This window comes from Pseudomonas aeruginosa (assembly GCF_001457615.1).
Classification (GTDB): Bacteria; Pseudomonadota; Gammaproteobacteria; order Pseudomonadales; family Pseudomonadaceae; genus Pseudomonas; species Pseudomonas aeruginosa.
Genome location: NZ_LN831024.1, coordinates 5,120,326 through 5,142,158 on the forward strand (window position 1 = coordinate 5,120,326; position 21,833 = coordinate 5,142,158).

Annotated in this window: 15 protein-coding genes and 3 tRNA genes; 11 read left to right on the forward strand and 7 right to left on the reverse strand. The window is 65.0% G+C overall.

Features of this window, described 5'->3' with window-relative positions; translation table 11 throughout:
• The first annotated feature begins 47 nt into the window (after positions 1-47).
• Positions 48-4,355 (forward strand): two-partner secretion system exoprotein TpsA4, encoded by a 4,308-nt coding sequence (gene tpsA4, locus AT700_RS23580; RefSeq protein WP_048521675.1) that lies wholly within the window; start codon positions 48-50, stop codon positions 4,353-4,355.
• 229 nt (positions 4,356-4,584) lie between these two features.
• Here the strand turns inward: tpsA4 and AT700_RS23585 are convergent.
• From AT700_RS23585 to rluD, 6 genes are all read right to left on the reverse strand, one after another.
• Positions 4,585-4,660, reverse strand: a tRNA-Lys gene (locus AT700_RS23585).
• A 10-nt stretch (positions 4,661-4,670) separates the two neighbouring features.
• Positions 4,671-4,747: transfer RNA gene (locus tag AT700_RS23590), tRNA-Pro, on the reverse strand.
• A gap of 9 nt (positions 4,748-4,756) precedes the next feature.
• Positions 4,757-4,832: transfer RNA gene (locus AT700_RS23595), tRNA-Asn, on the reverse strand.
• Positions 4,833-5,066: 234 nt separating this feature from the next.
• Positions 5,067-7,631, reverse strand: coding sequence for an ATP-dependent chaperone ClpB (gene clpB / locus AT700_RS23600; protein ID WP_003094682.1), 2,565 nt, complete (start codon positions 7,629-7,631; stop codon positions 5,067-5,069).
• Between the two features lie 155 nt (positions 7,632-7,786).
• A complete protein-coding gene (pgeF, locus tag AT700_RS23605) occupies positions 7,787-8,515 on the reverse strand; it encodes a peptidoglycan editing factor PgeF (protein ID WP_012614543.1) in 729 nt (242 codons plus the stop codon).
• Positions 8,512-9,474, reverse strand: a complete 963-nt coding sequence (gene rluD / locus AT700_RS23610; protein WP_003094686.1) for a 23S rRNA pseudouridine(1911/1915/1917) synthase RluD — start codon at positions 9,472-9,474, stop codon at positions 8,512-8,514. The genes pgeF and rluD overlap by 4 nt, the downstream gene beginning before the upstream one ends.
• Before the next feature lie 145 nt (positions 9,475-9,619).
• Between rluD and AT700_RS23615 the strand changes: the two genes are divergently transcribed.
• From AT700_RS23615 to pilR, 4 genes are all read left to right on the forward strand, one after another.
• On the forward strand, positions 9,620-10,645 hold the full coding sequence (locus tag AT700_RS23615) for an outer membrane protein assembly factor BamD (protein WP_003102590.1): 1,026 nt from the start codon (positions 9,620-9,622) through the stop codon (positions 10,643-10,645).
• Positions 10,646-10,801: 156 nt separating this feature from the next.
• Positions 10,802-11,047, forward strand: a complete 246-nt coding sequence (locus AT700_RS23620; protein WP_003102591.1) for a PP0621 family protein — start codon at positions 10,802-10,804, stop codon at positions 11,045-11,047.
• The gene (pilS, locus tag AT700_RS23625; protein WP_003110428.1) at positions 11,037-12,629 is read left to right on the forward strand and encodes a two-component system sensor histidine kinase PilS; all 1,593 of its coding nucleotides are present in this window, start codon (positions 11,037-11,039) and stop codon (positions 12,627-12,629) included. Before AT700_RS23620 ends, pilS begins: the two co-directional genes overlap by 11 nt.
• A 14-nt stretch (positions 12,630-12,643) precedes the next feature.
• Positions 12,644-13,981 (forward strand): two-component system response regulator PilR, encoded by a 1,338-nt coding sequence (gene pilR, locus AT700_RS23630; RefSeq protein WP_003094694.1) that lies wholly within the window; start codon positions 12,644-12,646, stop codon positions 13,979-13,981.
• Between the two features lie 45 nt (positions 13,982-14,026).
• Here pilR and thiO read toward each other — a convergent pair whose 3' ends face one another.
• Positions 14,027-15,121 (reverse strand): glycine oxidase ThiO, encoded by a 1,095-nt coding sequence (gene thiO / locus AT700_RS23635; protein WP_031801325.1) that lies wholly within the window; start codon positions 15,119-15,121, stop codon positions 14,027-14,029.
• 134 nt (positions 15,122-15,255) lie between these two features.
• On the opposite strand from thiO, the gene AT700_RS23640 reads away from it, so the two are divergent.
• The 6 genes from AT700_RS23640 to pilY1 all read left to right on the forward strand — a co-directional run bounded on the left by AT700_RS23640 (position 15,256) and on the right by pilY1 (position 21,833).
• On the forward strand, positions 15,256-15,765 hold the full coding sequence (locus tag AT700_RS23640; protein ID WP_003102595.1) for a GspH/FimT family pseudopilin: 510 nt from the start codon (positions 15,256-15,258) through the stop codon (positions 15,763-15,765).
• Between the two features lie 105 nt (positions 15,766-15,870).
• On the forward strand, positions 15,871-16,377 hold the full coding sequence (locus AT700_RS23645; RefSeq protein ID WP_003102598.1) for a GspH/FimT family pseudopilin: 507 nt from the start codon (positions 15,871-15,873) through the stop codon (positions 16,375-16,377).
• Positions 16,368-16,925 (forward strand): type 4a pilus minor pilin PilV, encoded by a 558-nt coding sequence (pilV, locus tag AT700_RS23650; RefSeq protein ID WP_003119423.1) that lies wholly within the window; start codon positions 16,368-16,370, stop codon positions 16,923-16,925. The genes AT700_RS23645 and pilV overlap by 10 nt, the downstream gene beginning before the upstream one ends.
• Positions 16,922-17,746, forward strand: coding sequence for a type 4a pilus minor pilin PilW (gene pilW, locus AT700_RS23655; RefSeq protein WP_048521676.1), 825 nt, complete (start codon positions 16,922-16,924; stop codon positions 17,744-17,746). The genes pilV and pilW overlap by 4 nt, the downstream gene beginning before the upstream one ends.
• A complete protein-coding gene (pilX, locus tag AT700_RS23660) occupies positions 17,743-18,330 on the forward strand; it encodes a type 4a pilus minor pilin PilX (RefSeq protein ID WP_003112826.1) in 588 nt (195 codons plus the stop codon). The genes pilW and pilX overlap by 4 nt, the downstream gene beginning before the upstream one ends.
• An 11-nt stretch (positions 18,331-18,341) precedes the next feature.
• Complete coding sequence (gene pilY1, locus AT700_RS23665; protein ID WP_003123397.1) at positions 18,342-21,833, forward strand: type 4a pilus biogenesis protein PilY1; 3,492 nt, start codon at positions 18,342-18,344, stop codon at positions 21,831-21,833.

Consider the following 21,833-nt stretch of genomic DNA (forward strand, 5'->3'; position numbering starts at 1 on the left):
CAAGCTCCCGCCCGCCATGCCGGCGGGCCCCACTGAAAGGAAAAGCCATGAACAAGAGCTATACGCTGGTCTGGAACCAGGCCACAGGCTGTTGGAACGTCGCAAGCGAAGGTACCCGTCGGCGCAGCAAGAGCGGACGCGGCAAGGCGCTCGTAGTCGCCGGAGCGTCACTGCTCGGCCTGTTCTGCCAGGCCCCCGCCTTCGCCCTGCCCAGCGGCGCCACGGTCGTTTCAGGCGATGCCGGATTCCAGACATCCACCGATGGCCGGCATATGGTCATCGACCAGCAGAGCCACAAGCTGATCACCAATTGGAACGAGTTCAGCGTCCGTGCCGATGAGCGGGTCAGCTTCCACCAGCCGGGCCAGGACGCCGTCGCCCTGAACCGGGTGATCGGCCGCAACGGCAGCGATATCCAGGGGCGGATAGATGCCAACGGCAAGGTCTTCCTGGTCAATCCCAACGGCGTGGTCTTCGGCAAGTCCGCCCAGGTCAATGTAGGCGGCCTGGTGGCTTCCACCCTGGACCTGGCCGACAGGGACTTCCTCGCCGGCAACTACCAGTTCTCCGGCGACTCCGGCGCAACCGTAAGCAATGCCGGCAGCCTGCAAGCCAGCGAAGGCGGCAGCATCGCCCTGCTGGGCGCCCGGGTCAGCAACGACGGCGTGATCCAGGCGCAACTCGGCGACGTGGCCCTGGGCGCAGGCCAGGGCATCAACCTCAATTTCGACGGCGACGGCCTGCTCAACCTGCAGGTGGACAAGGGCTCGGTCGACGCTCTCGCACACAACGGCGGCCTCATCCGCGCCGATGGCGGCCAGGTGCTGATGAGCGCCCGCAGCGCCGACAGCCTGCTCAAGACCGTCGTCAACAACCAGGGCACTCTCGAGGCCAGGACGCTACGCAGCGCGGAAGGACGCATCGTCCTCGACGGCGGCGAACAGGGTACCGTGCGGGTGGCCGGCAAGCAGGACGCCAGCGCCATCGGCGGAGGCAATGGCGGCCTGGTGCTGAACCAGGGCGCGAACGTCGAGATACAGCGAACCGCGCAGGTGGACACCCATGCCGACCAGGGCGCAACCGGCACCTGGAGGATTCTCTCGCACGAGGTCAGCGTAGCCGCTGTCGGCCAGGCAAACGCTGCCGGTGATGGTTCCGGCCAGGTCCATGTAGCGCAGGGCCCAGCCGGGGCCAATGCGTCCGATAGCAACGGCGTGACCATCGTTCAGCAGCAGCCGGCCGTCGACCTCGCCGCCGGCGCCAACGGTACCTCCGCAGTGCAGAGCCAGAGCGGCGCCAACATCGGCTCGGGCGCCAGTGGCATCAGCGTCGTGCAAAGCCAGAATGGCGCCAATATCGGCGCCGGCGCGAGTGGCATCAGCGTCGTGCAGAGCCAGAACAGCCCCAATATCGGCTCGGGCGCCAATGGCATCAGCGTCGTGCAAAGCCAGAATGGCGCCAATATCGGCGCCGGCGCGAGTGGCATCAGCGTCGTGCAGAGCCAGAACAGCCCCAATATCGGCTCGGGCGTCAATGGCGTGACTGTCGTGCAGAGCCAGAACGGTGCCAATATCGGTTCGGGCGCAAGTGGCATCAGCGTTGTGCAAAGCCAGAATGGCGCAAATATCGGTTCAGGCGCGAGTGGCATCAGCGTCGTGCAGAGCCAGAGCGGCCCCAGCATCGGCTCGGGCGTCAATGGCGTCACAATCGTGCAGAGCCAGAGCGGTGCCAACATCGGCCCCGGCGTCAACGGAATCGATGTCGTCCAGACCCAGACTCTCCCCAACCTGAGCCCAGGCGCCAATGGCTCCAGCATCGTCCAGGTCCAGACGCTACCCGATATCGCCGCCGACGCCGGCAATGTGCATGTCGTCCAGGTCCAGACCGGCGGTAACAAGGTCTTCGGCAATTCCGCCACCAACGTCAGGTCACGTACCGTTCAGGCCCGGAGCAGCGAGAATGTCGGTTCCGGCCTGGCGAATCCAAGCAGCGCGGGAAAAGGCCCGACGCTGCATGCCGATACCCTGGCCCGCAACCTTTCCACAAGCAACGTCGAAGTGGTCGCCACCCGGGGCAACGCGCATGTCGGCGCGCCGCTGTCCTGGGACAGCGGCAACGGCCTGACGCTAACCGCCGAGCGCGGGGACCTCAGGATCAATGGCGCGCTGACGGCCCAGGGGGAAAACGCCAGCCTTACTCTCAATGCCGGGCAGCGCCCTCTCCGTATCGACGACAGCCTCTCTCTCACTGGCCAGGGAGCCCGGGTCGAATTCAATTCGGACAAGGGTTATGCCCTGGCCGAAGGCGCCCGGATCACTCTGTCCGGCAAGAACGCAGGATTCCACGCCAATGGGCGGGACTACAGCGTGATCCAGGACCTGCAGCAGTTGCGCGGCATCGATAGGGACCTGGGCGGCAGCTATGTCCTCGGCAATCGAATCGCAGGCGGCAACTCCAGCTTCCTGTCGATAGGCAACGCCAGCGCCTTCGGCGGTACCTTCGACGGCCTGGGCAACACCATCGATAATCTCGCCGTCTACGGCACCGGCGCCTACTCCGGCCTGTTCAGCGTCAACCGGGGCACCCTTCGCAACCTGAACCTGGAACGCATTTCCGCCGATGGAGCACGGGCCACCCACTACAACGTCCAGGTCGGTAGCCTGGCCGCCGTCAACCTCGGTCGCATCGACAATGTGAACGCCAGCGACATCCGTATCGCCGCGGCCTCGCAGCTGAACAGCCTCGGCGGGCTGGTCGCGCTGAACCTGGGCAGCATCGACAACGCCAGCGCCAGCGGCACGCTGGTCGGCAACCGCCAAACCTATGCTCTGGGCGGACTCGCAGCCGAAAACATCAGCACAGCCAGGGGCGTGGCCAGCATCTCCAACAGCCGGGCCGATTTTGCCATCTCCGGCCAGTTGAAGCACCATGCCAGCCACTACGGCGCGGGGGGCCTGGTAGGCAGGAACCGCGGCGGCCTCATCCGCAGCAGCGGCAGTCAGGGAACGCTGTCGCTGAGCGGTCACGGGATGAACCTGGGAGGACTGGTCGGATACAGCTCCGCCGGCGGACTGGCGGACGTATCCGCCTCCGTCGACGTCTCAGGCAACGGACAGCACGGCCTGTACGGAGGGCTCATCGGCCTCAACGTAAACAGTGGTATCGCCCACGCCACGGCCAGCGGCAAGGTCCGGGGCACAGACGCGGAAGCACTGGGCGGGCTGATCGGCCGGAACCTGAACGCGGCCATCAACAACGCCAGCGCCCATGGCGATGTCAGCCTGCAAGCCGGTCGCTACCTGGGAGGCCTGATCGGCCACAACCAGGCAGGCAACCTGGCCAACGTCAGTGCCAGCGGCAACCTGAGTGGTGGGTCGCTGCTTCAGGCCGGCGGCCTGATCGGTCTCAACGCCAATGCCTCGCTGGTCAATGCCTCCGCCAAGGGCAATGTCGCTACCCGCGGAGCAGAAGCGGTTGGCGGTCTGCTCGGCGAAAACCTGTACGGCTCCGTCATCAACGGTTCCGCCAGTGGCGAAGTCACCGACGGCAGCGGCAAAACCCTGGGTGGCCTGATAGGATCCAACCTCGGCGGCAATCATTCCAACCTGAAGGCCTCCGGGTGGGTAAACGCAGGGGCGAACAGTGACGTGGGAGGGCTGATCGGCCACAACCGGGGCGGCAACCACAGCACCCTGGCGGCATCCGGCAATGTCACCGGGGGCAAGGGCAGTCGCGTCGGCGGACTCGTCGGCTATAACGATGCCGCCTCGCTGACGAACGTCTCGGCTTCGGGCAACGTCAGCGCCAGTGGTTCCAGGGCCATCGGCGGGTTGATCGGCAGTGACCTGCGAGGTTCGCTGATGCTCGCCAGCAGTCATGGAATCGTGAACGACAAGACCGGCCACAACCTGGGAGGGTTGGTCGGCCGCGGTGAAAACACCTCGATCCGCTCCGCCAAGGCCAGCGGTGCGGTGAGCGGAGGCGCCGGGATCAGGGCCGGCGGACTGGTCGGCTCCCTGGAGGGCTGGCAGGCTCTCATCCTGGGGGGCTCGGCCGGCGGCGATGTGACGGCGGGCTACGACAGCTATATTGGCGGGCTGGTGGGCTTCAGCACCGCCACCATCAGCGGCGCTTCCGCTTCCGGCAAGGTCGGAGGCTCGGGTCTGCTGGGCGGCCTGGTCGCCTGGAACCAGGGGAATGTCATGGGTTCTTCGGCCAGCGGCAGGCTGGAGCCACAAATCCCCAACCAGATCCATGGCGGACTGATCGGCATCAATTTTGGCTGGCAGTCCTGGAACTCGGTATACGAGGCTGCGGCGACCGTTCCAATGATAGGTCGCCACTACAACCTGTGAATCGATTCTCCCGGTACCCGTACCGGGAGGCTTCCTGTTCGATGGAGCGGCCGGGCCTCAGGGCCCGCCGCCTCCAGACGCTCGATGAATGCCATGCGGGAAGGCCAGGCGTCGGAGAAACAGGGCTGGAAGAGCGGCCCCTCCTCCTTCCCACAGGCCAGCATTCGGAAAATAAGGGTACAGAAACGAAAAAGCCCACCTTCGCAGGTGGGCTTTTTCGTCTTGAATATGGTGGGTCGTGTAGGATTCGAACCTACGACCAATTGGTTAAAAGCCAACTGCTCTACCGACTGAGCTAACGACCCAAGTATGAGGTGGTCGGGGTAGAGAGATTCGAACTCCCGACATCCTGCTCCCAAAGCAGGCGCGCTACCGGACTGCGCTATACCCCGATTGGAAGTTGGCTCCGCGACCTGGACTCGAACCAGGGACCCAATGATTAACAGTCATTTGCTCTACCGACTGAGCTATCGCGGAACGTCTTTCTTCCAACCCTGGACGCTTCCGGTGTTGCTGGATTCGCGTCTCAGAGGCGCGCCATTTTACGGATGCGCGCGGGCATGTCAACCCTCTGATCCAAAAAGTTTTTCTTCTTTTTCCACGAGCGACAAAACGGCCCTTCCACTGCATGCGGCAGCGCTCTCGCGCCTACCGGACGCCCATGAAAAAGCCCCGCCGAAGCGGGGCTTTCCCTGTCCGCCCCCGAAGAGGTCAGGCGAAGACGATCTCGTCGCCTTCCACCTTCGCCGAGATACTGGCACCCGGCGCGAATTTGCCGGCCAGGATCAGTTGCGCCAGCGGGTTCTCGATCCAGCGCTGGATGGCCCGCTTCAGCGGGCGTGCGCCATAGACCGGGTCGAAGCCGACGGCGATCAGCTTGTCCAGCGCCTCCTGGCTCAGTTCCAGGCTCAGCTCGCGCTCGGCCAGGCGCTTGCGCAGGCGACCGAGCTGGATCTCGGCGATGCCGGCGATCTGCTCGCGAGCCAGCGGCTCGAATACCACCACTTCGTCGATCCGGTTGATGAATTCCGGACGGAAGTGCGCATTGACCGCGTCCATCACTGCGGCACGTTGCGCCTCGCGGTCGCCGGCCAGCTCCTGGATCTGTGCCGAACCGAGGTTGGAGGTCATCACCACCACGGTGTTGCGGAAGTCCACCGTACGCCCGTGACTGTCGGTCAGGCGTCCGTCCTCGAGCACCTGGAGGAGAATGTTGAATACATCCGGATGGGCCTTCTCCACCTCGTCCAGCAGCACCACCGAGTAAGGCTTGCGGCGGATCGCCTCGGTCAGGTAGCCGCCTTCCTCGAAGCCGACGTAGCCCGGAGGCGCGCCGATCAGGCGGGCCACCGAGTGTTTCTCCATGAACTCGGACATATCGATCCGCACCAGCGCCTCCTCGGTATCGAAGAGGAACTCGGCCAGCGCCTTGCACAACTCGGTCTTGCCCACCCCGGTCGGGCCGAGGAAGAGGAACGAGCCGCTCGGCCGGTTCGGATCGGCGAGGCCGGCGCGCGAACGGCGCACGGCGTTGGACACGGCGACTACCGCCTCGTCCTGGCCGATCACTCGCCGATGCAGCTCCTGCTCCATGCGCAGCAGCTTCTCGCGCTCGCCCTCGAGCATCTTCGACACCGGGATACCGGTCCACTTGGAAACCACTTCGGCGATTTCCTCGTCGGTCACCTTGTTGCGCAGCAACTGGTTCTCGGTCTTGCCGTGCTGGTCGACCATCTGCAGGCTGCGTTCCAGGTCCGGGATGGTCTGGTACTGGATGCGCGCCATGCTCTCGAGGTCGCCCTTGCGCCGCGCCGCCTCCATCTCCTGCTTGGCCTGCTCGATCTTCTGCTGGATCTGCGCCGAGCCCTGCACCTCGGCCTTCTCGGACTTCCAGATCTCCTCGAGGTCGGCGTATTCGCGCTCGAGCTTGACGATATCCTCCTCCAGCTTGGCCAAGCGCTTCCTGGTGGCTTCGTCGTCTTCCTTCTTCAGCGCCTCGCGCTCGATCTTCAGCTGGATCAGGCGACGGTCGAGACGATCCAGTTCCTCCGGCTTGGAGTCGATCTCCATGCGGATGCGGCTGGCGGCCTCGTCGATCAGGTCGATGGCCTTGTCCGGCAGTTGCCGATCGGTGATGTAGCGGTGCGACAGCTTGGCCGCGGCGATGATCGCGCCGTCAGTGATGCTCACCCCATGGTGCACTTCATAGCGTTCCTTGAGACCACGGAGGATGGCGATGGTGTCTTCCTCGCTCGGTTCGTCCACCAGCACCTTCTGGAAGCGGCGCTCCAGCGCGGCATCCTTCTCGATGTACTGGCGATACTCGTCGAGGGTAGTAGCACCGACGCAGTGCAGCTCGCCGCGCGCCAGAGCCGGCTTGAGCATGTTGCCGGCGTCCATGGCACCTTCCGCCTTGCCGGCACCGACCATGGTGTGCAGTTCGTCGATGAACAGGATGACCCGGCCTTCCTGCTTGCCCAGTTCGTTGAGGACTGCCTTCAGGCGTTCCTCGAACTCGCCGCGGAACTTGGCACCGGCGATCAGCGCCCCCATGTCCAGGGCCAGCAGGCGCTTGTCCTTGAGGCCGTCCGGCACTTCGCCGTTGATGATGCGCTGGGCCAGGCCCTCGACGATGGCGGTCTTGCCGACGCCGGGTTCGCCGATCAGCACCGGGTTGTTCTTGGTCCGCCGCTGCAGGACCTGGATGGTCCGGCGGATCTCGTCGTCGCGACCGATCACCGGGTCGAGCTTGCCTTCCTCGGCGCGCTTGGTCATGTCGACGGTGTACTTGTCCAGCGCCTGGCGCGACTCCTCGACGTTCGGGTCGTTCACCGCTTCGCCGCCACGCAGGTTGGCCACGGCATTCTCCAGCGCCTTGCGCGACACGCCCTGGCCGAGCAGCAGCTTGCCGAGCCTGGTGTTCTCGTCCATCGCGGCCAGCAATACCAGCTCGCTGGAGATGAACTGGTCGCCCTTCTGCTGGGCCAGGCGGTCAGCCTGGTTGAGCAGGCGTGCGAGATCCTGGGACAGGTTCACGTCGCCGGTCGGGCTCTGGATCTTCGGCAGCGCGTCGAGTTCTTTGTTGAGGCCGCTGCGCAGGGCGGCGATATCGAAGCCGACCTGCATCAGCAGGGGCTTGATCGAACCGCCTTGCTGCTCGAGCAGGGCGGAAAGCAGGTGCACCGGCTCGATGGCCGGATGGTCATGGCCAACGGCCAGGGACTGGGCGTCGGAGAGCGCCAGTTGCAGCTTGCTGGTCAAACGGTCTATTCGCATGGGTCGTCCTTCCTTCTATAGAGCGGGCCGGAACGATGGGTGTCCCTGATGAAGAAAAGCCCGCCGAGATGACTCAGTAGATAAGGGCGATTTTCCGCGGTTCAAGCGACCGGACCGTGACATCGGTCAGTTGCCGCCGGATAACCTGCGCGGGCCTAGTCCTGGAGCCAGACCAGGCTGGCAAAACGGCCGGTACGCGACGAGCGGCGGTAGGAATAGAAGCGCGCGGTATCGCTGAAGGTGCAGAAGCCACCGCCATGCACGGCGGTGACGCCATGGGCGCCCAGGCGGATCCGCGCGAGTCGGTAGATGTCGGCCATGAAGCGGCCCGGATTGGCGCTAGGTACGAAAGCCGAGCGCGCCTCGGCGTGCGCAGCGACGAATGCATCGCGGACCTCGCCGCCGACCTCGAAGGCCTGCGGGCCGATCGCCGGCCCCAGCCAGACCAGCAGTTCGTCGCCGGGCACGCCCAGGCTGTCCACCGTCGCCTCCAGCACGCCCGCCGCCAGCCCGCGCCAGCCGGCATGGGCCGCGGCCACGCGGGTGCCCGAGCGGTCGCAGAACAACGCCGGCAGGCAGTCGGCGGTCATGATCGTACAGGCAACGCCCGGCATCGCGCTCCAGCTGGCGTCGGCCCTCGGCACCCGGCTCGGGTCGGCCTCCACCACCGTCACTCCGTGCACCTGTTCCAACCAGCTCGGCCGGCATTCCAGGCGCTCGGTCAGGCGTCGGCGGTTTTCTTCCACGGCGCGCGGATCGTCGTCGACGTGGGCGCCAAGGTTCAGACTGTCGAAGGGTGCCTGGCTGACCCCGCCACTGCGCGTGGTCACGCAGGCCCGCACACGGGCCGGCGCCGGCCAGTCGGGGGTCAGCCAGGCGTTCATCCGACGAACGCCTCGCGATCCTGGCGCAACAGGCTGAGCAGCCAGAGGAAGTCTTCCGGCAGCGGCGACTCCCACTTCATGCGCACGCCGGTGGCCGGGTGATCCAGTTCGAGGAAGCGCGCGTGCAGCGCCTGCCGGGGGAACTCACGAAGAGTCTGGACCAGGGTCTGGCTGGCCACCGGGGGAATCCTGAAGCGCCCACCGTAGACCGGATCGCCGACCAGGGGATAGCCGATATGGCTCATGTGCACGCGGATCTGGTGGGTACGCCCGGTCTCCAGCTTGACCCGAGTATGGGTGTGCGCACGGAAGCGTTCCAGCACGCGGTAATGGCTGACCGCCACCTTGCCGGCGTCGACCACCGCCATCTTCTGCCGCTGCACGCCATGCCGTCCGATCGGCGCATCGATGGTGCCGCCGGAGGTGATCACGCCGATCACGATCGCCTCGTAGATGCGGCTGACCGACCGTGCCTGCAGTTGCGCCACCAGCTTGGTGTGGGCCTCCAGCGTCTTGGCCACCACCATCAGGCCGGTCGTGTCCTTGTCCAGGCGGTGGACGATCCCGGCGCGCGGCACATTGGCGATGTCCGGGACATGGTAGAGCAAGGCATTCAGCAGGGTGCCGTCCTGATGGCCGGCAGCCGGATGGACCACCAGGCCGGCGGGCTTGTCGATCACCAGGATGTGCTCGTCCTCGTAGACGATTTCCAGCTCGATGTCCTGTGCGAGCCACTCGCCCTGGGCTTCCTGCTCGGCCTCCAGGACCAGTTGCGCGCCGCTGTGGACGATGTCGCGCGGGCGCAGCACGGCGCCGTCGACGGTCAGGCGACCGTCCTTGATCCAGCCGGCCAGACGGGAGCGGGAGTGTTCGGGAAAAAGCTGGGCGGCGATCTGGTCGAGACGCTGGCCACCCAGCTCGAACGGCACCTCGGCCGCGCGTTGAATCATATCGGACATGAGTAGGAGACGATGCTCAGCGCGGCTTTTGGAATCGGCTACGCGCTGTGGTTAAATACGGGGTCTTTGTCCCAGGGGGTGCCTGGGGCGCCAATCATAACAGACGGTTGAGGCCAAGCCGACCGTCCCAGGGACGCAAGCCGCCATGCAAGTGAAACACCTGCTGCTGATCGCCATCCTCGCCCTCACCGCAGCCTGCTCCTCGAACAAGGAGACTGTCGACGAGAACCTGAGCGAGAGCCAGCTGTACCAGCAGGCGCAGGACGACCTCAACAACAAGAGCTACAACAGCGCCGTCACCAAGCTGAAAGCCCTCGAGTCGCGCTATCCCTTCGGCCGCTACGCCGAGCAGGCCCAGCTCGAGCTGATCTACGCCAACTACAAGAACATGGAGCCCGAAGCCGCCCGCGCCGCCGCCGAACGCTTCATCCGCCTGCATCCGCAGCACCCCAACGTCGACTACGCCTACTACCTCAAGGGCCTGTCCTCCTTCGACCAGGACCGCGGCCTGCTGGCGCGCTTCCTGCCGCTGGACATGACCAAGCGCGACCCGGGCGCCGCCCGCGACTCCTTCAACGAGTTCGCCCAGCTCACCAGCCGCTTCCCCAACAGCCGCTACGCCCCGGACGCCAAGGCGCGCATGGTGTACCTGCGCAACCTGCTGGCGGCCTACGAAGTGCACGTCGGCCACTACTACCTGAAGCGCCAGGCCTATGTCGCCGCCGCCAACCGCGGTCGCTACGTGGTGGAGAACTTCCAGGAAACCCCGGCAGTCGGCGATGGCCTGGCGATCATGGTCGAAGCCTACCGTCGCCTGGGTCTCGACGACCTGGCCAGCACCAGCCTGGAAACCCTCAAGCTGAACTATCCGGATAACGCCAGCCTCAAGGATGGCGAGTTCGTCGCCCGCGAAAGCGAGGCCGACACCCGCTCCTGGCTGGCCAAGGCCACCCTGGGCCTGATCGAGGGCGGCGAGCCGCCGCCGCACATGGAAACCCAGGCCGCCAAGGACGTGATCAAGCAGTACGAGGATGCCGAGCGGGAGATCCCCGCCGAACTGAAGCCGGAAAACCAGGATCACAGCGCCGACGACGAGAAGCCGGAGAGCGATGACGACGAAGACTCCGGCCGCTCCTGGTGGAGCTACATGACCTTCGGTCTCTTCGACTGATCGCACGAAACACCGAAGGGAGGCGCAGGCCTCCCTTCTTTTTGCCCGCCGCCATGCCTCTCCCAGCGCCAAACGCCGCACAGCCTGGACCTTCCCGGCTGGGATCGAGCCGGCGGCTTGGCTAAACTGCAGCTTTCTCCAGCCTCCGAGATCACCATGGGCCTTTTCCGCCTCCTGTTCTGGATCGCCCTGATCGCCATCGCGTTCTGGCTCTGGCGTCGCTTTACCCGTCCCACTCCGCGCCAGCAGCAACGTCCGCAGGACGAGCCGAGCGCATCGCCGATGGTCCGCTGCGCCCATTGCGGCGTCCACGTGCCGCAGGCCAACGCCCTCGCCCACGAACAACGCTGGTATTGCAGCCAGGCGCACCTGCGCCAGGACCAGGGCGACCGTGCGCGCTGAACGGCTACGGCTGAGCGAGGAGCAGGGGCAACGCATCCTCCGTCTGTACCACCTGTACCGCCTGACCATCGGCCTGGTACTGGTCCTGCTGATCTCCAGCGAACTGGAAGATCAGGTCCTCAAGCTCGTCCACCCTGAACTGTTCCATGTCGGCAGTTGGTGCTACCTGGTCTTCAACATCCTGGTCGCGCTGTTCCTGCCGCCGTCACGGCAATTGCTGCCGATCTTCATCCTCGCGCTCACCGACGTACTGATGCTTTGCGGCCTGTTCTACGCAGGTGGCGGCGTACCCAGCGGCATCGGCAGCCTGCTGGTGGTGGCGGTGGCCATTGCCAACATCCTGCTGCGCGGGCGCATCGGCCTGGTCATCGCGGCGGCGGCCAGCCTCGGCCTGCTCTACCTGACCTTCTTCCTCAGCCTGAGCAGTCCGGACGCCACCAACCACTACGTCCAGGCCGGCGGCCTCGGCACCCTGTGCTTCGCCGCCGCGCTGGTGATCCAGGCTCTGGTGCGGCGCCAGGAGCAGACCGAAACGCTGGCCGAAGAACGCGCCGAGACGGTCGCCAACCTGGAGGAACTCAACGCATTGATCCTGCAGCGCATGCGCACCGGCATCCTCGTGGTCGATAGCCGTCAGGCCATCCTCCTCGCCAACCAGGCCGCCCTCGGCCTGCTCAGGCAGGACGACGTGCAGGGCGCCAGCCTGGGCCGCCACAGCCCGATGCTGATGCACTGCATGAAGCAATGGCGCCTGAATCCCAGCCTCCGTCCGCCGACGCTCAAGGTGGTGCCGGATGGCCCGACGGTGCAACCCAGCTTTATCAGCCTCAACCGCGAAGACGACCAGCACGTGCTGATCTTCCTCGAAGACATTTCGCAGATCGCCCAGCAGGCGCAGCAGATGAAGCTGGCCGGTCTCGGCCGCCTGACCGCCGGCATCGCCCATGAGATCCGCAACCCGCTGGGCGCGATCAGCCACGCCGCCCAACTGCTGCAGGAGTCAGAGGAACTGGATGCCCCGGACCGACGCCTGACGCAGATCATCCAGGACCAGTCGAAGCGGATGAACCTGGTCATCGAGAACGTCCTGCAGCTCTCCCGTCGCCGCCAGGCCGAACCGCAGCAGCTCGACCTGAAGGAGTGGCTTCAGCGGTTCGTCGACGAATATCCCGGCAGGCTGCGCAACGACAGCGAACTGCACCTGCAGCTCGGTGCCGGCGACATCCAGACCCGCATGGACCCACACCAGTTGAACCAGGTGCTGAGCAACCTGGTGCAGAACGGTCTTCGCTACAGCGCCCAGGCGCACGGGCGCGGCCAGGTCTGGCTGAGCCTCGCGCGCGACCCGGAGAGCGACCTGCCGGTGCTGGAAGTCATCGACGACGGTCCCGGCGTACCGGCGGACAAACTGAACAACCTGTTCGAACCCTTCTTTACTACAGAAAGCAAAGGCACCGGCCTGGGCCTCTATCTCTCCCGCGAACTCTGCGAGAGCAACCAGGCACGGATCGACTACCGCAATCGCGAGGAAGGCGGCGGCTGCTTCCGCATCACCTTCGCCCACCCGCGCAAACTCAGCTGACGGAAGCCGCACGCATGAGCCGACAAAAAGCCCTGATCGTCGACGATGAACCGGATATCCGCGAACTGCTGGAAATCACTCTCGGCCGCATGAAGCTGGACACCCGCAGCGCCCGCAACGTCAAGGAAGCCCGCGAGTTGCTGGCCCGCGAGCCGTTCGACCTGTGCCTCACCGACATGCGCCTGCCGGACGGCAGCGGCCTCGATCTGGTCCAGTACATCCAGCAGCGCCATCCACAGACCCCGGTGGCCATGATCACCGCGTACGGCAGCCTGGACACCGCGATCCAGGCGCTCAAGGCCGGTGCCTTCGACTTCCTCACCAAACCGGTCGACCTCGGTCGCTTGCGGGAGCTGGTGGCAACCGCCCTGCGCTTGCGCAACCCGGAAGCCGAGGAAGCGCCGGTGGACAACCGCCTGCTCGGCGAGTCGCCGCCGATGCGCGCCCTGCGCAACCAGATCGGCAAGCTGGCGCGCAGCCAGGCGCCGGTCTACATCAGTGGCGAGTCCGGTAGCGGCAAGGAGCTGGTGGCGCGCCTGATCCACGAGCAGGGGCCACGTATCGAGCGGCCGTTCGTGCCGGTGAACTGCGGCGCGATTCCCTCCGAACTGATGGAAAGCGAGTTCTTCGGCCACAAGAAAGGCAGCTTCACTGGCGCTATCGAAGACAAGCAGGGCCTGTTCCAGGCCGCCAGCGGCGGCACCCTGTTCCTCGACGAAGTCGCCGACCTGCCGATGGCCATGCAGGTCAAACTGCTCCGTGCGATCCAGGAAAAGGCCGTGCGCGCGGTCGGCGGCCAGCAGGAGGTCGCCGTCGACGTGCGCATCCTCTGCGCCACCCACAAGGACCTCGCCGCCGAAGTCGGCGCCGGGCGCTTCCGCCAGGACCTCTACTACCGCCTCAACGTCATCGAGCTGCGCGTACCACCGCTGCGCGAACGCCGCGAGGACATCCCGCTGCTCGCCGAACGCATCCTCAAGCGCCTGGCCGGCGACACCGGCCTGCCGGCCGCCAGGCTGACCGGCGACGCACAGGAAAAGCTGAAGAACTACCGCTTCCCGGGCAACGTCCGCGAGCTGGAAAACATGCTGGAGCGCGCCTATACCCTGTGCGAAGACGACCAGATCCAGCCTCACGACCTGCGCCTGGCCGATGCGCCGGGTGCCAGCCAGGAAGGCGCCGCGAGCCTGAGCGAAATCGACAACCTCGAGGACTACCTGGAAGACATCGAGCGCAAGCTGATCATGCAGGCACTCGAGGAGACCCGCTGGAACCGCACCGCCGCGGCCCAGCGCCTGGGCCTGACGTTCCGCTCGATGCGCTACCGCCTGAAAAAGCTGGGCATCGACTGAAAGTGAAAAGGCCTGTCCGAAGACAGGCCTTTTGGTTTTCGCTCCTCAGAGGCGACCAGCCGGGGCGTAGGGGGCCGGGTCGATGATCGGTTCCCGCCCGCTCATGAGATCCGCCAGCAGACGGCACGACGCCGGCGCCAGGACCAGCCCGTTGCGGTAGTGCCCGGTATTCAGCCAGAGCCCGTCGAAGCCAGGCACCGGACCGATATAGGGGATGCCTTCGGGAGAGCCCGGGCGCAACCCTGCCCAGTGGGCCACCGGCTGCATGTCCGCCAGTTCCGGCAACAGTTCTGCCGCAGACGCCCTGAGGCTTTCCTGCGCCTCGTCGGTCGGCGTCTTGTCGAAGCCCGAATGTTCCAAGGTGCTGCCGATCAGGATGTGGCCGTCGCGCCGCGGAATCGCGTAGCGCCCCTTGGCCAGCACCATGCGCGGCAGGAAATCCGCCGCGCACTTGTAGAGGATCATCTGACCTTTCACCGGTACCACGGGCAGTTCCAGGCCAAGCGGCTTCAACAACTCGCCGCTCCAGGCGCCCGCCGCCAGCAGCACCTTGTCGCCACGGATCTCGCCACGCGAAGTCGCCACGCCGACCACTCGATCGCCGTCGCGCAACCAGCCGCGCACCTCCGTCTGTTCATGCAGTTCGAGATTGGCGAATTGTTGCAGGGATGCCCGCAATGAGCGCGCCAGGCGAGGATTGCGCACATTGGCCACGCCCGACATGTAGACCGCCCGCTGGAAGCCTGCGCCCAGCCCGGGCACCGCCGCGTAGGCCTCCTCGATCGGCACGTCCCTCAACGGCCGGGTGTGGTTGCGTGCCCACTGCAGTGCCTCGGTCTGGTCGTCCAGGTCCAGCCAGTACAGGCCAACGGTATGGACCTCGGGATCGAGCCCGGTCTCGTCGAGCAAACGCTGCCCCAGGGCCGGGTAGAAGTCCTGCGACCAGTGCGCCAGGGCGGTCACCGCCGGGCTGTAGCGCCACGGATAGAGCGGCGAGACGATCCCGCCTCCCGCCCAGGATGCCTCACGCCCACTCTCGCCCCGCTCCACCAGGGTCACCCGCAGTCCGGCGAGCGCCAGCTCCCGGGCGGTCAACAGGCCGATGACGCCAGCGCCCACTACCACAACTCTTTCCGACACCAGGGCCTCCACGATCACACAGGGGTTGCAGAAAAGTCGGTCATACGCCTCATCCCGCAGCTGATTGAGGCAACGGGGAAAATCCGGCGAGATACGACCGTCGCGGAATGATACGAGCAAAAGGACCGCCTGCCATGGTCGAAAGGTCGCAGAGAGCGTTGACGCTCACCGAGCTGCTGTTTGCGCTGGTTCTGCTGGGAATACTGGGAAGCCTGGCGCTGCCTGGGATGGCAGCCTGGCTGGACGGCAATCGCGAGCGAAGTGTGTTGCACGAGCTGAGCGCGAGCATCCAGCTGGGCAGAACCCATGCCGTCGCCTACCAGCGCCCGGTGACGCTCTGTCCGTCGACCGATGGCCGTCACTGCGGCAGCGACTGGGGAGAGGGCTGGCTGCTTGCGGAAGACGGTGGGGAACGGCTTCTCGTGGGACGCGCGCTTGCAAAGAAGGAAAGGCTCCGCTGGAACCGTTCGAACCGCCTCAGGTTCCTCCCCAGCGGCCAGCTCAACATTCACAACGGGCGGTTTCTGCTCTGCGGAAGGCATACCGTTGCCTGGCAACTGATCCTCAACCGGCAGGGCCGGCTCCGTACCGCGAGCGCCAGGGAGAACCGGGAGAAACGTGAGCTATGCAGCACTTCCGGATGATCATGGACCAGTTGTCCTGCCCCACGGGCCGACCGTCAACGACCGCAAGACGCTCCCAGGCCCGTTTGGCATGCTTTCCAGGCGTAGACCCCCTGGAGCAACCGCATGTCATATCGTTCCAACTCGACCGGCTTCACCCTGATCGAGTTGCTGATCATCGTCGTCCTGCTGGCCATCATGGCGAGCTTCGCCATTCCGAACTTCAAGCAGCTGACAGAACGCAACGAACTGCAGAGCGCCGCCGAGGAACTCAATGCGATGCTGCAGTACGCTCGCAGCGAAGCCGTGTCCCAGAGGCGCGCGATCAGCATCCAGGCGCTGAAGGACAAGGACTGGGGCAAGGGCCTGAGCATAGGTGTCCTGGCCTCAGGCTCGATCGCCGCGCCCCTGCGCAAACACGACGGCTTCCGTGCCGCCACGCTGACAGCGAAGGAAAAGAGCGCCGTGGAACATCTGACCTTCACGGCCAACGGTACCCTCGTACCGCCAACGGAACGAACCTTCGCCATCTGCCAGAACGGCAAGACCGACGGGGGCCGCGTGCTGAGCATCAGCCAGGCCGGCCGGATCCAACTCGAACCTTCCTCCAAGGCGCCCCAGTCATGCTATTGAAATCGCGACACAGGTCGCTGCACCAATCCGGCTTCAGCATGATCGAAGTGCTGGTCGCCCTGCTGCTTATCAGCATCGGCGTGCTGGGCATGATCGCCATGCAGGGCAAGACCATCCAGTACACCGCCGACTCGGTCGAGCGCAACAAGGCAGCCATGCTCGGCAGCAACCTGCTGGAAAGCATGCGGGCGAGCCCGAAGGCGCTGTACGACGTCAAGGACCAGATGGCCACGCAATCCGACTTCTTCAAGGCCAAGGGGTCGGCGTTCCCCACCGCGCCGTCCTCCTGCACGCCATTGCCCGACGCGATCAAGGACCGCCTGGGATGCTGGGCGGAACAGGTGAAGAACGAACTGCCAGGCGCTGGCGACCTGCTGAAGAGCGACTACTACATCTGCCGCAGCTCGAAGCCGGGCGACTGCGACGGCAAGGGCTCCATGCTGGAAATCCGCCTTGCCTGGCGCGGCAAGCAAGGCGCCTGCGTCAACGCCGCCGACAGCAGCGCCGACACCTCCCTCTGCTACTACACCCTCAGGGTCGAGCCATGAGCATGAACAACCGCTCCCGACGGCAATCGGGCCTGTCCATGATCGAACTACTGGTGGCCCTCGCCATCAGCAGCTTCCTGATTCTCGGGATTACCCAGATCTACCTGGACAACAAGCGCAACTACCTGTTCCAGCAAGGCCAGGCAGGCAACCAGGAAAACGGACGCTTCGCCATGATGTTCCTGGACCAGCAACTGGCCAAGGTGGGTTTCCGTAGGCGTGCGGACGACCCCAACGAGTTTGCCTTCCCGGCGCAGCAGAAAACCGCCTATTGCGAGGCATTCAAAGCCGGCTCGACTCTGGTGCCCGCCGTGGTCAAGGCCGGCCAGAGCGGATTCTGCTACCGCTATCAACCGGCGCCAGGCGAAGCCTACGACTGCGAAGGCAACTCGCTCACCCCCCCTAGCGATCCCTTCGCTACCGCCCAGGCCATCACCGCACGCGTTCTGTTCGTTCCCGCGACCGCCGATGTCCCCGGCAGCCTCGCCTGCTCCGCGCAGACAATCAAGGAAAAAGGCCAGGAGATCGTCAGCGGCCTGGTCGACTTCAAGCTCGAGTACGGCGTCGGCCCGACCATGGCCGGCAAACGCGAGGTGGAAAGCTTCGTCGAACAGGCCAACATCGCCGACCGTCCGGTGCGTGCCCTGCGCTACTCCGCGCTGATGGCCAGCGACAAGAACCTGCGCCAGGGCGACAGCAAGACCCTGGACGATTGGATCACGCTCTACCCCTCGTCCAAGACCAGCCTGCAAGGCAACGACAAGGACCGCCTCTACCAGATCGCCAAGGGCAGCCAGACACTCAGGAATCTCGTGCCATGAACAACTTCCCTGCACAACAGCGCGGCGCCACGCTGGTCATCGCCCTGGCGATCCTGGTGATCGTCACCCTGCTGGCGGTCTCGAGCATGCGCGAAGTGGTACTGGAAAGCCGCATCACCGGCAACGTCATCGAACAGACTCGCTTGCAGAACGCCGCCGAGTCCGGACTCCGCGAAGGCGAGCGGCGCTTCGTCAACACCCTGCGTCCGCCGGAGCCCGGCACCGGTTGTACGGCCGACAACGTGGCCCGCCCCTGCCTGCTGGACCTCGCCGCGCTGAACCTGAAGCTGGCGGACACCCACCAGAATCCGGTCGGCGTGCTGAAGGGCATCGCCAATACCTGGATGAGTTACCGCGGCAGCGACATCAGCAGCGCGACCACCGCGGGCACGCTCTACAGCGTGCAGTGGAACAACCTGCCCATTCCCTCGGGCGGCCAGGTCAACGAAGCGGAAAGCCCCGAATACGGCAACCTGATGCGCGGCATCGGCACCTTCTACTACGAGACCAATAGCGTCGCGCGCAACCAGACCAACAGCGAAACCGTCCTGCAGACCGTTCTCGCCCGTCTCTATACCAACTGATCGAGCCTCGCATGAAATCGGTACTCCACCAGATCGGCAAGACCTCGCTGGCAGCCGCGCTCAGCGGCGCCGTCCTGCTCTCCGCCCAGACCACCCACGCCGCCGCCCTGTCGGTCAGCCAGCAGCCGCTGATGCTGATCCAGGGCGTCGCCCCGAACATGCTGGTGACTCTCGACGACTCGGGCAGTATGGCTTATGCCTATGCACCGGATAGCCTGGTCAACAGCCGCAACAACGTCTATTTCGCGTCGAACAGCTACAACCCGATGTACTTCGACCCGAATACCCAGTACAAGCTGCCGAAAAAGGTGACCCTTTCCAATGGCCAGATCCAGGTGCAGGACTATTCCAAGCCCAGCTTCACCGCGGCATGGCGCAACGGTTTCACTCAGGAAGGCCGGGTAAACCTTTCCCGTGACTACAGGCCAACGGTGCAGTACCAGGGCGGATCGGGAGCAGGCACCGAGTCCAGCATCGACTGGTACGGGGCTCCTGCCTTCTACTACCAATACAGCGGGGGCCGCGGTTGCAGCCTCACCACTTCGAGTTGCTACACCCGTGTGGAAATCAGCGGCGCGGCCCAGCAGCAGAACTTCGCCAACTGGTACTCCTTCTATCGTACCCGCGCCCTGGCCACCCAGACCGCCGCTAACCTGGCGTTCTACAGCCTGCCTGAAAACGCCCGGATCAGTTGGCAACTACTGAACAGTTCCTCGTGCCTGATCGGCAGTGGCTCCAGTAACTGTTACAACAACTACCTGAGAGACTTCACCGGGCAACATCGGGTGAACTTCTTCAACTGGCTGGAGAACCTGTCGGTCGGAGGTGGTACTCCGCTGCGTCAGGCCATGACTCGAGCAGGGGAGTTTCTCAAGAAGACCGGCGTCAACGGCCCCTATGCCTATCGACCTGGTACCCAGACCTCGCCGGAATACAGCTGCCGTGGCAGCTATCACATTCTGATGACCGATGGTCTTTGGAACAACGACTCGGCCAGCGTAGGCAATGCCGACAGCACGAGTCGTAGCCTCCCCGATGGCAAGAGCTACAGCAGCCAGACGCCTTACAGGGATGCTGCGTCCAATACCCTGGCCGACCAGGCCTTCCATTACTGGGCCACCGATGCCCGGCCGGATATCGACGACAATATCAAGCCGTACATTCCCTACCCGGACCAGGCCAATCCCTCGGCGGAGTACTGGAATCCGCGCAACGATCCGGCGACCTGGCAGCACATGGTGACCTATACCCTGGGCCTGGGCCTGACCACCAGCCTCACCAGCCCGAAGTGGGAGGGTTCCACCTACTCCGGCGGCTATGACGAAATCGCCGCCGGGCGCCTCAGCTGGCCGAACGCTTCGAATAACCATAGCAACAACGTCTATGACCTGTGGCACGCCGCAGTGAACTCCCGGGGCGAGTTCTTCAGCGCCGACTCGCCGGACCAACTGGTCGCGGCCTTCCAGGACATCCTCAACCGAATTTCGGGCAAGGACCTGCCGGCATCCCGCCCCGCCATCAGCTCGTCCCTGCAGGAAGACGACACTGGCGACAAGCTGACCCGCTTCGCCTACCAGACCAGCTTCGCCAGCGACAAGAACTGGGCTGGCGACCTGACCCGCTACAGCCTGACCACCCAGGACAAGGCCACCGTGCAGACCAAGCTGTGGAGCGCGCAGAGCATCCTCGACGCGATGCCCAACGGTGGAGCTGGCCGCAAGATCATGATGGCCGGATCCGGTACCTCGGGCCTCAAGGAGTTCACCTGGGGCAGCCTCAGCGCCGACCAGCAGCGGCAGTTGAACCGCGATCCGGACCGCAACGATGTCGCCGACACCAAGGGCCAGGACCGCGTGGCCTTCCTGCGCGGCGATCGCAGCAAGGAGAACAGCGACAACTTCCGCACCCGCAACTCGATCCTCGGCGATATCATCAACTCCTCGCCGGCGACGGTCGGCAAGGCCCAGTACCTGACCTACCTGGCCCAGCCGATCGAGCCCAGCGGCAACTACTCCACGTTCGCAGAAGCACAGAAAACCCGTGCCCCGCGGGTATACGTCGGCGCCAACGACGGCATGCTGCACGGTTTCGATACCGACGGTAACGAGACCTTCGCCTTCATCCCAAGCGCGGTCTTCGAGAAGCTCCACAAGTTGACCGCCCGCGGCTACCAGGGCGGCGCCCACCAGTTCTACGTCGACGGCTCGCCGGTGGTCGCCGACGCCTTCTTCGGCGGCGCCTGGCATACCGTGCTGATCGGCAGCCTGCGCGCCGGCGGCAAGGGCCTGTTCGCCCTCGACGTGACCGATCCCGCCAACATCAAGCTGCTCTGGGAAATCGGCGTGGACCAGGAGCCCGACCTTGGCTACAGCTTCCCCAAACCCACGGTCGCCCGGCTGCACAACGGCAAGTGGGCTGTGGTCACCGGAAACGGTTATTCCAGCCTGAACGACAAGGCCGCGCTGCTGATCATCGACCTGGAGACCGGGGCCATCACCCGCAAACTGGAAGTCACCGGCAGGACCGGCGTACCCAACGGCCTATCCAGCCCTCGCCTGGCAGACAACAACAGCGACGGCGTAGCCGACTACGCCTACGCCGGCGACCTGCAAGGCAACCTCTGGCGCTTCGACCTGATCGCCGGCAAGGTCAACCAGGACGATCCGTTCAGCCGAGCCAACGACGGCCCGGCGGTGGCCTCGAGCTTCAGGGTGTCTTTCGGTGGCCAGCCGCTCTATTCGGCAGTCGACTCCGCCGGCGCGGCGCAAGCGATCACCGCCGCGCCCTCGCTGGTTCGCCATCCGACACGCAAGGGCTACATCGTGATCTTCGGTACCGGCAAGTATTTCGAGAACGCCGACGCCCGGGCCGATACCAGCCGCGCCCAGACGCTCTACGGCATCTGGGACCAGCAAACCAAGGGCGAAGCCGCGGGCAGCACACCCCGACTGACGCGCGGCAACCTGCAGCAGCAGACACTGGACCTCCAGGCCGACTCGACCTTCGCCTCGACCGCTCGCACCATTCGCATCGCCAGTCAGAACCCGGTCAACTGGCTGAACAATGACGGCAGCACCAAGCAGTCCGGCTGGTATCTGGACTTCATGGTCAACGGCACCCTGAAGGGCGAGATGCTGATCGAGGACATGATCGCCATCGGCCAGGTGGTGCTGCTGCAAACCATCACCCCGAACGATGACCCCTGTGCCGACGGCGCCAGCAACTGGACCTATGGCCTCGATCCCTATACCGGCGGTCGCACCAGCTTCACCGTGTTCGACCTGGCACGCCAGGGCGTCGTGGACTCGAAATCCGACTACAGCTACAACAAGCAGAACGTCGCGGTATCCGGTACCGAGCAGAAAGGCCTGGGAGGCTTGACGCTGAGCACCAACGAACAGGGCAATCCGGAAGTCTGCTCCTCGGGCGAATGCCTGACCGTGAACCCCGGTCCGAACACCCGTGGCCGCCAGAACTGGCGCCCCATCGAAGGAAAGAACTGA

Excerpts from the sequence above, each read along its gene's own strand:
- AT700_RS23640 (WP_003102595.1), top strand. The coding sequence starts at position 15,256 with ATGGTCGAAAGGTCGCAGAGAGCGTTGACGCTCACCGAGCTGCTGTTT.
- AT700_RS23620 (WP_003102591.1), top strand. The coding sequence starts at position 10,802 with ATGGGCCTTTTCCGCCTCCTGTTCTGGATCGCCCTGATCGCCATCGCG.
- AT700_RS23645 (WP_003102598.1), top strand. The coding sequence starts at position 15,871 with ATGTCATATCGTTCCAACTCGACCGGCTTCACCCTGATCGAGTTGCTG.
- pilX (WP_003112826.1), top strand. The coding sequence starts at position 17,743 with ATGAACAACTTCCCTGCACAACAGCGCGGCGCCACGCTGGTCATCGCC.
- clpB (WP_003094682.1), bottom strand. The coding sequence starts at position 7,631 with ATGCGAATAGACCGTTTGACCAGCAAGCTGCAACTGGCGCTCTCCGAC.
- rluD (WP_003094686.1), bottom strand. The coding sequence starts at position 9,474 with ATGTCCGATATGATTCAACGCGCGGCCGAGGTGCCGTTCGAGCTGGGT.
- tpsA4 (WP_048521675.1), top strand. The coding sequence starts at position 48 with ATGAACAAGAGCTATACGCTGGTCTGGAACCAGGCCACAGGCTGTTGG.
- pilW (WP_048521676.1), top strand. The coding sequence starts at position 16,922 with ATGAGCATGAACAACCGCTCCCGACGGCAATCGGGCCTGTCCATGATC.
- pilY1 (WP_003123397.1), top strand. The coding sequence starts at position 18,342 with ATGAAATCGGTACTCCACCAGATCGGCAAGACCTCGCTGGCAGCCGCG.
- AT700_RS23615 (WP_003102590.1), top strand. The coding sequence starts at position 9,620 with ATGCAAGTGAAACACCTGCTGCTGATCGCCATCCTCGCCCTCACCGCA.
- pgeF (WP_012614543.1), bottom strand. The coding sequence starts at position 8,515 with ATGAACGCCTGGCTGACCCCCGACTGGCCGGCGCCGGCCCGTGTGCGG.
- pilR (WP_003094694.1), top strand. The coding sequence starts at position 12,644 with ATGAGCCGACAAAAAGCCCTGATCGTCGACGATGAACCGGATATCCGC.
- pilV (WP_003119423.1), top strand. The coding sequence starts at position 16,368 with ATGCTATTGAAATCGCGACACAGGTCGCTGCACCAATCCGGCTTCAGC.